At 68.8% G+C, this 13,370-nt stretch carries 14 protein-coding genes; 3 read left to right on the forward strand and 11 right to left on the reverse strand.

Annotated features, from left to right (window positions below):
- Positions 1-58: 58 nt before the first annotated feature.
- Entirely contained in the window at positions 59-715 is a 657-nt protein-coding gene (locus OG953_RS11370; RefSeq protein WP_405683951.1) for a GntR family transcriptional regulator, read from the reverse strand.
- Between the two features lie 262 nt (positions 716-977).
- Between OG953_RS11370 and OG953_RS11375 the strand changes: the two genes are divergently transcribed.
- Together OG953_RS11375 and OG953_RS11380 are read left to right on the forward strand one after the other, a co-directional pair.
- Positions 978-1,646: a potassium channel family protein gene (locus OG953_RS11375; RefSeq protein WP_405683953.1), complete on the forward strand. Its 669-nt coding sequence runs from the start codon at positions 978-980 to the stop codon at positions 1,644-1,646.
- A complete protein-coding gene (locus OG953_RS11380; protein ID WP_401997643.1) occupies positions 1,646-2,323 on the forward strand; it encodes a potassium channel family protein in 678 nt (225 codons plus the stop codon). Before OG953_RS11375 ends, OG953_RS11380 begins: the two co-directional genes overlap by 1 nt.
- 80 nt (positions 2,324-2,403) lie before the next feature.
- Here OG953_RS11380 and OG953_RS11385 read toward each other — a convergent pair whose 3' ends face one another.
- From OG953_RS11385 to OG953_RS11410, 6 genes are all read right to left on the reverse strand, one after another.
- Complete coding sequence (locus tag OG953_RS11385) at positions 2,404-3,168, reverse strand: DUF3159 domain-containing protein (protein WP_405683954.1); 765 nt, start codon at positions 3,166-3,168, stop codon at positions 2,404-2,406.
- A 3-nt stretch (positions 3,169-3,171) separates the two neighbouring features.
- Entirely contained in the window at positions 3,172-3,588 is a 417-nt protein-coding gene (locus OG953_RS11390) for an OB-fold nucleic acid binding domain-containing protein (RefSeq protein ID WP_405683955.1), read from the reverse strand.
- 98 nt (positions 3,589-3,686) lie between these two features.
- Positions 3,687-4,379, reverse strand: a complete 693-nt coding sequence (locus OG953_RS11395; protein WP_093899049.1) for a response regulator — start codon at positions 4,377-4,379, stop codon at positions 3,687-3,689.
- 70 nt (positions 4,380-4,449) lie between these two features.
- A complete protein-coding gene (locus OG953_RS11400; RefSeq protein ID WP_405683956.1) occupies positions 4,450-6,993 on the reverse strand; it encodes an ATP-binding protein in 2,544 nt (847 codons plus the stop codon).
- A 155-nt stretch (positions 6,994-7,148) separates the two neighbouring features.
- Positions 7,149-7,898, reverse strand: a complete 750-nt coding sequence (locus tag OG953_RS11405; RefSeq protein WP_405683958.1) for an ABC transporter ATP-binding protein — start codon at positions 7,896-7,898, stop codon at positions 7,149-7,151.
- 84 nt (positions 7,899-7,982) lie between these two features.
- Positions 7,983-8,207: a hypothetical protein gene (locus OG953_RS11410; RefSeq protein ID WP_405683960.1), complete on the reverse strand. Its 225-nt coding sequence runs from the start codon at positions 8,205-8,207 to the stop codon at positions 7,983-7,985.
- Positions 8,208-8,217: 10 nt separating this feature from the next.
- On the opposite strand from OG953_RS11410, the gene OG953_RS11415 reads away from it, so the two are divergent.
- Entirely contained in the window at positions 8,218-8,454 is a 237-nt protein-coding gene (locus OG953_RS11415; protein ID WP_405683961.1) for a hypothetical protein, read from the forward strand.
- 61 nt (positions 8,455-8,515) lie between these two features.
- Here OG953_RS11415 and OG953_RS11420 read toward each other — a convergent pair whose 3' ends face one another.
- Genes OG953_RS11420 through kdpF form a run of 4 tightly spaced genes read right to left on the reverse strand, consistent with a single transcriptional unit; the run spans position 8,516 to position 13,075 of the window.
- Positions 8,516-9,184: a potassium-transporting ATPase subunit C gene (locus OG953_RS11420; protein ID WP_405683962.1), complete on the reverse strand. Its 669-nt coding sequence runs from the start codon at positions 9,182-9,184 to the stop codon at positions 8,516-8,518.
- 6 nt (positions 9,185-9,190) lie between these two features.
- Positions 9,191-11,317, reverse strand: a complete 2,127-nt coding sequence (gene kdpB, locus OG953_RS11425; RefSeq protein ID WP_405683963.1) for a potassium-transporting ATPase subunit KdpB — start codon at positions 11,315-11,317, stop codon at positions 9,191-9,193.
- Positions 11,314-12,978: a potassium-transporting ATPase subunit KdpA gene (kdpA, locus tag OG953_RS11430; protein ID WP_405683964.1), complete on the reverse strand. Its 1,665-nt coding sequence runs from the start codon at positions 12,976-12,978 to the stop codon at positions 11,314-11,316. Before kdpA ends, kdpB begins: the two co-directional genes overlap by 4 nt.
- A 7-nt stretch (positions 12,979-12,985) precedes the next feature.
- Positions 12,986-13,075: a K(+)-transporting ATPase subunit F gene (gene kdpF / locus OG953_RS11435; RefSeq protein ID WP_037701211.1), complete on the reverse strand. Its 90-nt coding sequence runs from the start codon at positions 13,073-13,075 to the stop codon at positions 12,986-12,988.
- Positions 13,076-13,370 lie beyond the last annotated feature (295 nt).

Consider the following 13,370-nt stretch of genomic DNA (forward strand, 5'->3'; position numbering starts at 1 on the left):
TGGTGGTCGGTTCGTCCGCGGCCTGGCGGCTCGTCCGGACGGTGCTCGGGCCGTCGGCCTAGTCGGACGGTTCGTCGGCGAGTTCTTCGAGTGCCCGCCAGATCTCCGCGGTGACCCGGGCCGCGGCTTCGGCATCGCGCCCCGCGCACGCCTCGATCAGCCGATCGTGCAGCTCCGCCGAGCCGTGTGCCGCGCCTGGTGTGCCGAACTGCCGCCACTCCAGGCGCCGGATCAGGGGCGTGTAGCGCCGGACGGTGGCGGCCACGGCGCGGTTGCCGCAGGCGAGGACGAGGACGTCGTGGAGCCGGTCGTCGGCGCGCAGTGCGTCCGCCACGTCGCCGCGGCGGGTCGCGTCCCGGAAGCGGTCGTTCGCCTCGCGCATCGCGGTGATGTCCGAATCCGCGAGGAGGGGTACGGCCGTCCTGGCGGCGAGTTCCTGCATGGCCCGTACGACCGCCGCCGCGTCCCGGACGTCGCGCGGCACCAGCCGGGTCACCCGGGTGTAGCTCTGCGGCTTGGATTCGACGAGGCCCTCGCCGGAGAGCCGGGACAGTGCGTCGCGGACCGGGGCCCGGGACAGTCCGAGCCGTTCGGCGAGGTCGGCGTCGCGGACGGGGGCACCGGGCGGGATGTCGCCGCAGACGATGGCGTCACGGATCGCCTCGTACGCGGTGTCCCGCAGCAAGGTCCGTCGGACGGGGCGCAGGGTCTCCATGAACTGACATGTTAGATGTCTGTAGTCGTCGTACTCAAGGGTCCGTCCCGCAGTGGCTGCATCCGGCGGCCCTCCCCGCCCTCATCACGGGGCGCGGCGAAAGCGCACTCGGATGAGGCCTCGCACTCCCGGCCGCATAAGCTCATCCTGGGCAACGGGACAGACCGTTGCCCCGTTGTTTGCCCGGCAAGCTGAGGAAGAAGTGTGAGCAGGGTGTTTTCGCAGGTCAGCCGGACGACCAGGACTGCGAGGTAGGCGCAAGGTGCACATCGTCATCATGGGCTGCGGACGAGTAGGAGCCGCTCTCGCGCAGACCCTGGAGCAGCAGGGGCACACGGTCGCCGTCATCGACCAGGACCCCACGGCGTTCCGGCGCCTCGGGTCCGGATTCGGTGGGCGGCGCGTCACCGGTGTCGGCTTCGACCAGGACACCCTCCGTGAGGCGGGGATCGAGGAGGCCGGTGCGTTCGCCGCGGTGAGCAGCGGCGACAACTCGAACATCATCGCCGCCCGGGTGGCCCGCGAGATGTTCGGCATCGAGAATGTCGCGGCGCGGATCTACGACCCCCGGCGCGCCGAGGTCTACCAGCGCCTCGGTATCCCCACGGTCGCCACCGTGCGCTGGACCGCGGACCAGATGCTGCGGCGGCTGCTGCCCTCGGGCGCCGAGCCGCTGTGGCGGGATCCGAGCGGCAGCGTGCAGCTTGCGGAGGTGCACACCACACCGTCCTGGATCGGCCACAAGATCAGCACGCTGCAGGAGGAGACGGGCGTCCGCGTGGCGTTCCTCACCCGGTTGGGCGAAGCCATTCTGCCCACCTCGCAGACGGTGCTGCAGGAGGGCGACCTGGTCCACGTGATGATGCGTACGGACGAGATCGCAAAGGTCGAGGCGGCCTTCGCCGAGGGTCCTGAGGAGGGCGGTCACTGATGCGTGTCGCGATTGCCGGGGCCGGTGCGGTGGGCCGTTCCATCGCGGGCGAGCTGCTGGAGAACGGGCACGAGGTGCTGCTCGTCGACAAGGCGCCGACGGCCATTTCGGTGGAGCGGGTTCCCATGGCCGAGTGGCTGCTGGCGGACGCCTGCGAGATCACCTCACTCGACGAGGCGGCGCTTCAACGCTGCAGCGTCGTGATCGCCGCGACCGGCGACGACAAGGTGAATCTGGTTGTCTCGCTGCTCGCCAAGACCGAGTACGGCGTGCCGAGGGTCGTCGCCCGGGTCAACAACCCGAAGAACGAGTGGCTGTTCAACGAGGCCTGGGGCGTCGATGTGGCGGTCTCCACGCCGCGTCTGATGTCGGCCCTGGTCGAGGAGGCGGTGAGCGTCGGCGATCTGGTCCGGCTGCTGCGCTTCAGCCATGGCGACGCCAACCTGGTCGAGCTGACGCTGCCCCCGGAGTCGGCGCTGGCCGGCACCCAGGTCGGTGATGTGGCCTGGCCCGAGGACACCTCGCTGGTCACCATCATCCGCGGGCAGCGCGTTCTGACGCCGAGCACCGAGGAGACGCTGGAGGCCGGTGACGAGCTGCTGTTCGTGGCCGCGCAGGCTCGCGAGGAGCAACTGGAGGACCTGCTGTCGGTGCGCCGGGGCGACTCGGAGGACTGACCGAGGCAGGGCAGGCAGACGGAAGGGGCCCGGAACCGTTTTCGCACGGTTCCGGGCCCCTTCCGTCTGTCGTGGGCGGTTCAGAACTCCTGGTGGCGCGTCGCGGCGGCGGCCGCCTCCGCCTTGCGGGCCTTCTCGGCCTGCTCCTGCGCCTCCATCTCGGCGAAGACATCGATGGGCGGCGGCGCCTTGGCGAGGAAGACCCAGGTCAGATAGACCGCGAGCAGGAACGGCGGGATCTTCAGGGCGACCAGGACCCAGCTGAATTGGGTGGTGTCGGCCCACCAGTACAGCGGGAAGAGGATCGCGCACTTGGCGAGCAGGATCAGCCCCCAGGCGTAACTGGCCTTGGCGTACGCCTTCTTGCGGCCGGGGTTCCTGGTGCGCCAGGAGAGGTTCTCCTTGAACACCGGGCCCAGCATCAGACCGATCAGCGGCACCCCGGCGAGGGTGGTGATCAGGTAGGTGAGTGCCAGGCCGAGCGTGTAGAGCATGCCCGGCAGATAGAAGTCCTTGGCATTGCCGGTCATCATCGCGAAGACCACACCGAAGGCCACGCCGAAGACACCGCTGAAGGCGTGCTTGACGGTGTCCCTGCGGATCAGCCGTACGGCGACGAGGACCAGGGACACCACCAGGGCCGCGATGGCGGAGAGGTGCAGATCCTTCTTGATCGTGAAGATCGTGACGAAGAGCAGCCCGGGAAGGACTGTCTCCACCATCCCCCGGGCACCGCCGAACGCCTCGAAGAGCGCGGCCTCGGTGACCGTCTTCGCGTCGGCCTCCTGCTGGTCGGTGTGGGTGGTGCGGTCCTTGTCGGACGTCGGCTTGTCGAGAGACGTCACCGGCTACTCCTTGCCGAGCGGTCGGAGTTCGTATTTGGGGTTGAACAGCACACGGCGTCCATGACACATGGCGATCCGGCCCGAGGCGATGAGCCTGCGCCCCGGCTCTATGCCCGCGATGGAGCGCCGGCCCAGCCAGACCACGTCCAGCGGCGCGGTGCCGTCGAAGAGCTCCGCCTCCAGGGCAGGCACTCCGGCGCGCGGCCGCAGGGTGACGGTCCGCAACGTACCAGTCACCTTGACGATCTGGCGGTCGGTGCATTCGGAGATCCGCGTGCACCCCGAAGCCTGCAAGTCCTCCTGCAGCTCCTCGGACTCCAGGTCCTCCTGGGAGCTGGACAGCCGGTCGAGCATCCGCCGGAAGCGGCCGGACGGCTTCTCAGCCCTGCCGGGCTTCTCGAATCGAGGAACAGCACTCATATCCGAAGGGTACCGGTCTCCCGTGCTCCGAGCGGGTGTCCCGGGTGTCACTCGAACGAGTTGCTCGCAACGGTAACGGGACAGACCCGGTGCCCCGTTCAGCCGCGCTCGAAGCGGTAGCCCATCCCCGGCTCGGTGACGAAGTGCCGGGGATGCGAGGGGTCGGCCTCCAGCTTGCGCCTGAGCTGCGCCATGTAGACCCGCAGATAGTTGGTCTCGGTGCCGTACGAGGGCCCCCAGACCTCCTGGAGCAGTTGCTTCTGGCTGACCAGCCGGCCGCTGTTGCGGACCAGGACCTCCAGCAGGTGCCATTCGGTGGGGGTGAGCCGTACGTCGCGTCCCTCGCGGTGGACCTTCTTCGCCGCCAGGTCGACGGTGAACCCCTCGGTCTCGACGACCACGACGTCGTCGGAGCCGTGCTGGCCGACGGGCTCGGCGCGGCGGACGGAGGCGCGCAGCCGAGCCAGCAGCTCGTCCATGCCGAACGGCTTGGTGACGTAGTCGTCGGCTCCGGCGTCCAGGGCCTCGACCTTCTCGTCGGAGGTATGGCGGGCGGAGAGCACCAGGATCGGCACCCGGGTCCAGCCGCGCAGCCCCTTGATCACCTCGACGCCGTCCATGTCCGGCAGTCCGAGGTCGAGGACGACGACATCGGGGTGGCGAGCGGCGGCGAGCTGGAGGGCGGTCGCGCCGTCGGGCGCGGCGTCCACCTCGTACTTGCGCGCCTTCAGGTTGATCACGAGGGCGCGTACGATCTGCGGCTCGTCGTCGACCACAAGCACCCGGGTCATGGGGGCCCTGCCTTTCTGCTGTACGGCGATCTCCTGGGACGTTGCGGAGATCATGAGGTGACCTGCGAGGTCATGAGGTGACCCGCGCGGGCAGGTCGGGACTGACGGGAACGTATCCCGATGCCGCCTTGAGGGTCAGCACCATGGTGAGGCCTCCGCCGGGGGTGTCCTCGGCGTCCAGCGTGCCGCCCATGGACTCCACGAAGCCGCGGGCGACGGCGAGGCCCAGTCCGACGCCTGCGCCGCGCGGGGCGTCGCCGTAGCGCTGGAAGGGCTCGAAGATGCGCTCCTTGGCGTCGTCGGGGACGCCGGGGCCGCGGTCGGCCACCCGTAGCTCGACGCGTTCGCCGAGCACACTGGCGGCCACCGTGACGCGTTCTGCGTAGAGGCTGTACTTGACGGCGTTCTCGACAATGTTGGCGACGGCCCTCTCCAGCAGTCCGGGGTCGACGTCGACCATCGGCAGGGTCTCGGGAATGTCCAGATCCACGCTGCCCTCGGGGACGCCGCCGAGCGCCATCGGGACCACCTCGTCGAGGTCGATCTCACGGATCAGCGGGGTGACGGTGCCGGTCTGCAGCCTGGACATGTCGAGGAGGTTGCCCACGAGGTGGTCGAGGCGGTCGGCGCCGTTCTCGATGCCCTCGAGGAGTTCGGCCTCGTCCTCGTCGGACCAGGCGACGTCGTCGGAGCGCAGGGAGCTGACGGCGGCCTTGATGGCGGCGAGCGGGGTACGCAGATCGTGGCTGACGGCGGCGAGGAGGGCCGTCCTGATCCGGTTTCCCTCGGCGAGCCGCCGGGCCTCCTCCGCCTCATCGACCAGGCGCTGGCGGTCCAGTACGACGGCGGCCTGGGCGGCGAACGCGCCGAGCACCCGGCGGTCCTCGGCCGGCAGCACCCGGCCGGAGAGCGCGAGCGCCATGTGGTCGCCGACGGGCATGTCCACATCCGCGTCCTCCGGCCGGGCCACCGGGCTCGGCCCGACGCTCCCGGCGCACGTCCACGGATCGACGTCGCTCTGCCGCTCCAGCAGGGCGACGGACTCCATGCCGAAGGTCTCGCGGACCCGGTCCAGGAGCGCGTCCAGGGTGGTCTCGCCGCGCAGCACACTGCCGGCGAGGAAGGAGAGGATCTCCGACTCGGCGCGCAGCCTGGCCGCCTGATGGGTGCGGCGGGCCGCCAGATCGACGACCGAGGCGACCGAGACCGCCACCGCGAAGAAGATCACGATGGCGACGAAGTTCTCCGGGTCCTGCACGGTCAGGGTGTGGGTGGGCGGGGTGAACCAGTAGTTCAGCAGCAGCGAGCCGGCGGCGGCCGACGCGAGGGCGGGCAGCAGTCCGCCGATCAGGGCCGCGACGACCGTCATGAAGAGGAAGAGCAGGACGTCGTTGGCGAGCCCCGGGCCGTTGCCCAGGCCGCTCAGGAGCAGCGTGAGGAGGGCGGGGCCGCCCACCCCGACCAGCCAGCCCCAGATGATCCGGACCCGGCCCAGCCGGGCACCGCGGGCGATGGGCAGACCGCGCCCCTTGGCGACCTCCTCGTGGGTGACGATGTGGACGTCGAGGTCGGGCCCGGACTCCCGGGCGACGGTGGCGCCCACCCCCGGCCCGTAGATGTACTGCCAGGCCTTGCGGCGGCTGGAGCCGAGGACGATCTGCGTGGCGTTCACCCCACGGGCGAATTCGAGGAGCGCCGACGGTATGTCGTCGCCGATGACGTGGTGGAACGTGCCGCCGAGGTCCTCCACGAGGGTGCGCTGGACGGCGAGTTCCTTGGGCGAGGCGGCGGTCAGTCCGTCGCTGCGGGCGATGTAGACGGCGAGGATCTCGCTGCCGGAGCCCTTCGCCGCCATCCGGGACGCGCGGCGGATGAGCGTACGGCCCTCGGGACCGCCGGTGAGTCCGACGACGATGCGTTCGCGGGCCTGCCAGGTGGTGCGGATGTTGTGCTCGCCGCGGTACTGCTGAAGGTATTCGTCGACCCGGTCGGCGACCCAGAGGAGGGCCAGCTCGCGCAGGGCGGTCAGGTTGCCGGGGCGGAAGTAGTTGGACAGGGACGCGTCGATCCGGTCCGGCTTGTAGATGTTGCCGTGGGCCATCCGGCGGCGCAGCGCCTGGGGCGACATGTCGACGAGTTCGATCTGATCGGCCCTGCGGACCACCTCGTCGGGGACGGTCTCGCGCTGCCGCACGCCGGTTATCGACTCGACGACGTCGCCGAGCGACTCCAGGTGCTGGATGTTGACGGTGGAGATCACGTCGATGCCGGCCTGGAGGAGCTCTTCGACGTCCTGCCAGCGCTTGGCGTTGCGGGAGCCCGGCACATTGGTGTGCGCCAGTTCGTCCACCAGGGCGACGGCCGGGGCGCGCTCCAGGACCGCGTCGACGTCCATCTCGGTGAAGACGGCGGAGCGGTACTCGATCTCACGGCGCCGGATCTGCTCCAGGCCGTGCAGCATGACCTCGGTGCGCGGGCGGTCGTGGTGCTCCACGAAGGCGACGACGCAGTCGGTGCCCCGTTCCACACGACGGTGGGCCTCGGAGAGCATCGCGTACGTCTTGCCGACGCCGGGTGCCGCACCCAGGTAGATCCGAAGCTTGCCGCGTGCCATGGCCCCATTGTCTTCTCTGAACCGGCTGCCGCAGATGCGGCAGCCGGTTCGAAGCTACCCCGAGGATTCTCGACAAATGGGACGGGGGGTGGGGCGAGGAACCGAATTGACAGGATTCTGACGCCTCGGACGGCCCCGGCCCCCGCCCCGCCCCACTACTCGTGTTCGACGATGTGCCCGTCGCTCAGCTCCAGCACCCGGTCCGCCAGCCCCAGCAGTTGCGCATCATGCGTCGCCACCAGCGCTGTGACGCCTTCACTCCGCACCACCGCCCGCAGCAGCTCCATCACCGCGAGCCCGGTCTCCGCGTCGAGCTGCCCCGTCGGCTCGTCCGCGATCAGCAGCGCGGGGCGGTTGGCCAGCGCGCGGGCGATCGCGACGCGCTGCTGCTGGCCGCCGGAGAGTTCGCCGGGGCGCTGAGCGGCGTGGTCGGCGAGGCCGACCATGGAGAGCAGCAGCGCCACCCGGTCCTCGCGCTCGCGCGGGTCCGCCTTGCGCAGCCGCATGGGTACGCCGACGTTCTCCGCGGCGGTCAGGATCGGGATCAGGCCGAACGACTGGAAGATGAAGCCGATCCGGTCCCGGCGCAGCTCCAGGAGCCCGTTCTCGCCGAGCTCGGCGAGGTCCGTGCCGCCGACGGTGATCCGGCCGCCGTCGGGGCTGTCGAGGCCACCGACGAGGTTGAGCAGCGTCGTCTTGCCTGAGCCCGAGCGTCCCTTGAGCGCGACGAGTTCACCGCGCGGCACCTCGAAGGACACCCCGCGCAGCGCGTGCACGGCCGCGGCGCCGGTGCCGTACGAGCGGTGCAGGTCCTCGACCCGGACCATGGGCCCGCGGGCCGGGTCCTCGGCGACCGCCGCACCGCTCTGCCCGCCGGTGCTCGTCCGGCCGGTGTTGTCGGTCATGCCTCTCCCCCATACGTGCTCGGTCCCGTCGGCCGCCAGTATGTGCATCGGACACAGGGCTGGGCAATGGCCGAAGCGCGGTGGTCAGGCGTCGGGCCAGACGCCGATGTGGTCGTCCTCGGCGGTGAGGCGCACCCGGTGGCGGAGCCCGTACCGTCGCAGATAGTCGTCGGGCAGCCGCAGCCGCCCCACCCGGTCGAGTACGGCGAATTCCTCCGCGCCGCCGTCGGGGCTGCCGTCGCACAGGGTCTCCGTGGAGGTCCGGCCGTCGCGGATGCGTACCGTACGCCGCACCTGCCCGGAGACCATCGGGTCGTGGGTGACGACCAGGACGGTCGCGCCGAGTCCGTCGTCGGCGCGGCGCAAATTCCGGACGCTCAGGACCTGGACCCGCGACCACGCGTACGGCAACGCCTCGTTCCGGCAGTTCGAGGCGCTGGCGGCGAGGGACTCGGGCAAGGACCTCAAGGGCTTCTTCGGGGCGTGGGTCGACGGCACGGTGATCCCGCCGGAGAAGTACCTCTATCCGGGCAGCCTGGGCACGCCGACCCGCTAGACCGGCGTGCAACGGGGGCCCAACGGCCTGAGGCCGGCCACCACGGCCGGCCTCAGTTCCCTCAAGCCCCGTTCACCAGCTGCTTGAGTGCGATGTTGAGTTGGAGGACGTTGACCGTCGGCTCCCCCACGAAGCCGAGGATCCGGCCGTCGGTGTGCTGCTCGACGAGCTTCTCGACCTGGGTCACGTCGAGGTGGTTGCGCTCGGCGACGCGGCGTACCTGGAGCTGTGCGTACGCCGGGGAGATGGCGGGGTCGAGGCCGGAGGCCGAGGAGGTGACGGCGTCGGCGGGCACATCTGCGGGGTTGACGGGGTGGCCGGGGACGGAGTTGTCCTTGACGACGGCGGCCTTGGCGGCGGTGACCCAGTCGATGAGTTCCTTGTTGTCGCCGGAGCGGTTGGTCGCGCCGGAGAGGATCAGTTTGTACTGGGTGTTGACGCTGTTGGTGCCGAGACCGTTGGAGGGGCGCGGCTGGAACCACTTGAGGTCCGGGGCTGCGGTTTCCTGTCCCTTCTTCAGTGGCAGGTCGTAGCGCTGGCCGATGAGTTCGGAGCCGACGACCTTGCCGTTGTAGGTGATCTCGGAGCCGTTGGCCTTGTCGGGGAAGATGCCCTGGGCGAGACCGGTGACGGCGAGCGGGTAGATGACGCCACACACGACGGTGAGGACGAGCAGGGCGCGCAGCGCGGCCCAGAGCAGCCGGGCGGTGTTTCCTACGGAGTTGTTCATGGCAGGTCAGCCGATTCCGGGGATGAGGGAGATGATCAGGTCGATGATCTTGATGCCGATGAACGGGGCGACCAGGCCGCCCAGTCCGTAGATTCCGAGGTTGCGGCGGAGCATCGAGTCGGCGCTGCTGGGCCGGTAGCGCACGCCCTTCAGGGCGAGCGGCACAAGCGCGATGATGATCAGCGCGTTGAAGACGACCGCGGACAGGATCGCGGTCTGAGGCGAGGACAGCTGCATGATGTTCAGCTTGTCCAGGCTGGGGTAGGCCACCGCGAACATTGCCGGGATGATCGCGAAGTACTTCGCGACGTCGTTGGCGATCGAGAAGGTGGTCAGGGCTCCGCGGGTGATGAGGAGTTGCTTGCCGATCTCGACTATCTCGATCAGCTTGGTGGGGTTGGAGTCCAGGTCCACCATGTTCCCGGCCTCTTTCGCGGCCGAGGTACCGGTGTTCATGGCCACGCCGACATCCGCCTGAGCCAGCGCCGGTGCGTCGTTGGTGCCGTCACCGGTCATCGCGACGAGTTTGCCGCCGGCCTGCTCCCGCTTGATGAGGGCCATCTTGTCCTCGGGGGTGGCCTCGGCGAGGAAGTCGTCGACGCCTGCCTCCTCGGCGATTGCCTTCGCGGTCAGCGGGTTGTCCCCGGTGATCATGACCGTCTTGATGCCCATGCGGCGCAGTTCGTCGAACCGCTCCCGCATGCCCTCCTTGACGACGTCCTTGAGGTGGATGACACCCAGGACCCGGGCACCGTGCTCGTCCTCCAGGGCGACCAGCAGCGGTGTGCCGCCGGCCTGGGAGATCCGGTCGGTGAGTGCCTGCGCGTCCTGCGAGACGCTGCCGCCGCGCTCCTTCACCCAGGCGACGACCGAACCGGTCGCGCCCTTGCGGACCTTGCGTCCGTCGACATCCACACCCGACATGCGGGTCTGGGCGGTGAACGCGACCCACTCGGCGTGCCGCAGTTCGCCCTGGTGTCGTTCGCGCAGCCCGTACTTCTCTTTGGCGAGCACGACGATGGAACGCCCCTCGGGAGTCTCGTCGGCCAGTGAGGACAGCTGGGCGGCGTCCGCCACTTCGGCCTCGGTCGTGCCCTTGACCGGAAGAAATTCGGCGGCCTGCCGGTTGCCGAGCGTGATGGTGCCGGTCTTGTCGAGCAGCAGGGTCGAGACATCCCCCGCGGCCTCGACGGCACGCCCCGACATGGCAAGGACGTTGCGCTGCACCAGCCGGTCCATGCCGGCGATACCGATCGCCGAGAGCAGCGCACCGATGGTCGTCGGGATCAGGCAGACCAGCAGTGCGGTCAGCACGATCATCGACTGCTTCTCACCCGCGTAGATCGCGAAGGGCTGCAGAGTGACGACGGCGAGCAGGAAGACGATGGTCAAGGACGCCAGGAGAATGTTCAGGGCGATCTCGTTGGGTGTCTTCTGCCGGGCGGCGCCCTCGACCAGGGCGATCATCCGGTCGATGAACGTCTCACCCGGCTTCGTGGTGATCTTGATGACGACCCGGTCGGAGAGCACCTTCGTACCCCCGGTGACGGCCGAGCGGTCACCGCCCGACTCCCGGATGACCGGCGCCGACTCGCCCGTGATCGCGGACTCGTCCACCGAGGCCACGCCCTCGACGACATCCCCGTCACCGGGAATGATGTCACCGGCCTCGCAGACCACCAGATCACCGATACGCAGCTCGGTCCCCGGCACCCGCTCCTCGTTCGTGCCGATCAGCCGCCGGGCGACGGTGTCGGTCTTGGCCTTGCGCAGCGTGTCGGCCTGCGCCTTGCCGCGCCCCTCGGCGACCGCCTCCGCCAGGTTGGCGAAGATCGTCGTGAGCCAAAGCCAGACCGCGATCGCCCAGCCGAACCAGTCGCCCGGATCCAGTACCGCGAGCACGGTGGTGAGCACCGAGCCGATCAGCACCACGAACATCACAGGTGACTTGACCATCACCCGGGGGTCCAGTTTGCGTACTGCGTCCGGGAAGGACTTGAGCAGCTGCTTGGGGTCGAACAGACCCCCGCCGACGCGTCCTTCGCTCTGGTGGCCCGTGGGCGCGTCCTGGTGCGGTGCCCGGGTGGGGGTGACAGTGGACATCGAGTCCTCTTGCTTCAGACGAGTGGTCATGACGCCAGCCCTTCGGCCAGCGGCCCCAGCGCTAGTGCCGGGAAGTAGGTCAGCCCGGTGATGATCAGGATCGTGCCGACCAGCAGCCCGCTGAACAGCGGCTTGTGCGTGCCCAGGGTTCCCACGGTCGCCGGTACGGGCTTCTGCTCGGCGAGCGAGCCGGCCAGCGCCAGCACGAACACCATCGGCAGGAACCGGCCCAGCAGCATCGCCAGGCCGATCGTCGTGTTGAACCACTGCGTGTCCGCGTTGAGCCCGGCGAACGCCGAGCCGTTGTTGTTGGCGCCGGAGGTGTAGGCGTACAGGATCTCCGAGAAGCCGTGAGCCCCGGTATTCGTCATCGAGTGGGGCGGGGTGGGCAGGGCCATCGCCGCGGCGGTGAAGCACAGCACCAGAGTCGGCGTGACCAGGATGTAGCAGGCCGCGAACTTGATCTCCCGGGTGCCGATCTTCTTCCCCAGATATTCCGGCGTACGGCCGACCATCAGACCGGCGATGAACACCGCGATGATCGCCATGATCAGCATTCCGTAAAGCCCCGACCCCGTACCACCAGGAGCGATCTCACCCAGCTGCATGCCCAGCATCGTGATCCCGCCGCCGAAGCCCGTGAACGAGGAATGGAACGAGTTCACCGCACCCGTCGACGTCAGCGTCGTGGCCACCGCGAAAATCGAAGAGCCGGCGATGCCGAACCGGGTCTCCTTGCCCTCCATCGCCCCGCCCGCAATATCGAAAGCGGGCCCGTGGTGGGCGAATTCGGTCCACATCATCAGCGCGGTGAACCCGAGCCAGATGAAACCCATCGCCGCCAGAATCGCGTAGCCCTGCTTCAGCGAACCGACCATCCGGCCGAACGTGCGGGTCAGCGCGAACGGAATCACCAGGATCAGGAAGACCTCAAAGAGGTTCGACAGCCCGTTGGGGTTCTCGAACGGGTGGGACGCATTGGCATTGAAGTAGCCACCGCCATTCGTACCCAGCTCCTTGATGACCTCCTGCGAGGCCACCGCGCCACCGTTCCACTGCTGCGAGCCGCCCATGAACTGCCCGACCTCATGGATGCCGGAGAAGTTCTGGATCGCACCACAGGCGACGAGTACCAGCGCCCCGATCACGGAGATCGGCAGCAGGATGCGTATGGTGCCGCGCACCAGGTCGGACCAGAAGTTGCCCAGCTCACCCGTGCGGGAGCGGGCGAAACCGCGTACCAGCGCCACCGCGACGGCGATGCCGACGGCGGCCGAGACGAAGTTCTGCACCGCGAGGCCGCCGGTCTGGACGACATGGCCCATGGCCTGCTCGCCGTAGTACGACTGCCAGTTGGTGTTCGCGACGAACGACGCCGCAGTGTTGAACGCCTGATCGGGGTCGATCGAGGAGAAACCGAGCGAGCCGGGCAGACTGCCCTGCACCCGCTGCAGCAGATAGAGGAAGAGGACACTCACCGCGGAAAACGCGAGGACACCACGGAGATACGCGGGCCAACGCATCTCCGTGTTCGGATTGGCGCCGATGGCCTTGTATATCCACTTCTCCACCCGCAAATGTTTCGGAGAGGAATAGACGCCGGCCATGTAATCACCGAGCGGACGGTACGCCAGACCCAGCGCCACAACGAGCGCGAGCAGCTGGAGCACACCAGCGAGGACGGGGCTCATATCGGGCTCAGAACCTCTCCGGGTACAGAAGGGCGAGGACGAGATAGCCCAACAGGGCAACGGCCACGATCAGACCGACAATGTTCTCGGCAGTCACAGCTTCGCCACCCCCTTGGCGATGAGAGCCACCAACGCGAACACCGCGATCGTGGTGACGACGAAGGCCACATCGGCCATCGTGTGCTCCTAGATGAGGTACGGATTCTCGGACCTCATGAGCAAACCTTGCGTCACAGCCGTCCTGGCCTGCGTTGATGGCTTCCTTACGGGGAAGGGCGAGCCCTTGACGGTGCACATACGTGCCCCATACGCGCTCCATACGCGCCCCTGTCACGCGCCCCGCGCGCAGAAAGGCCGGTGGGCCGTACCCCCCCAGGGGGTACGGCCCACCG

The organism is Streptomyces sp. NBC_00057, from assembly GCF_045041165.1.
GTDB lineage: Bacteria > Actinomycetota > Actinomycetes > Streptomycetales > Streptomycetaceae > Streptomyces.

Coding starts and splice junctions, on each gene's coding strand:
- OG953_RS11370 (WP_405683951.1), bottom strand. CDS start 715: ATGGAGACCCTGCGCCCCGTCCGACGGACCTTGCTGCGGGACACCGCG.
- OG953_RS11380 (WP_401997643.1), top strand. CDS start 1,646: ATGCGTGTCGCGATTGCCGGGGCCGGTGCGGTGGGCCGTTCCATCGCG.
- OG953_RS11390 (WP_405683955.1), bottom strand. CDS start 3,588: ATGAGTGCTGTTCCTCGATTCGAGAAGCCCGGCAGGGCTGAGAAGCCG.
- OG953_RS11395 (WP_093899049.1), bottom strand. CDS start 4,379: ATGACCCGGGTGCTTGTGGTCGACGACGAGCCGCAGATCGTACGCGCC.
- OG953_RS11400 (WP_405683956.1), bottom strand. CDS start 6,993: ATGGCACGCGGCAAGCTTCGGATCTACCTGGGTGCGGCACCCGGCGTC.
- OG953_RS11405 (WP_405683958.1), bottom strand. CDS start 7,898: ATGACCGACAACACCGGCCGGACGAGCACCGGCGGGCAGAGCGGTGCG.
- OG953_RS11410 (WP_405683960.1), bottom strand. CDS start 8,207: ATGGTCTCCGGGCAGGTGCGGCGTACGGTACGCATCCGCGACGGCCGG.
- OG953_RS11420 (WP_405683962.1), bottom strand. CDS start 9,184: ATGAACAACTCCGTAGGAAACACCGCCCGGCTGCTCTGGGCCGCGCTG.
- kdpB (WP_405683963.1), bottom strand. CDS start 11,317: ATGACCACTCGTCTGAAGCAAGAGGACTCGATGTCCACTGTCACCCCC.
- kdpA (WP_405683964.1), bottom strand. CDS start 12,978: ATGAGCCCCGTCCTCGCTGGTGTGCTCCAGCTGCTCGCGCTCGTTGTG.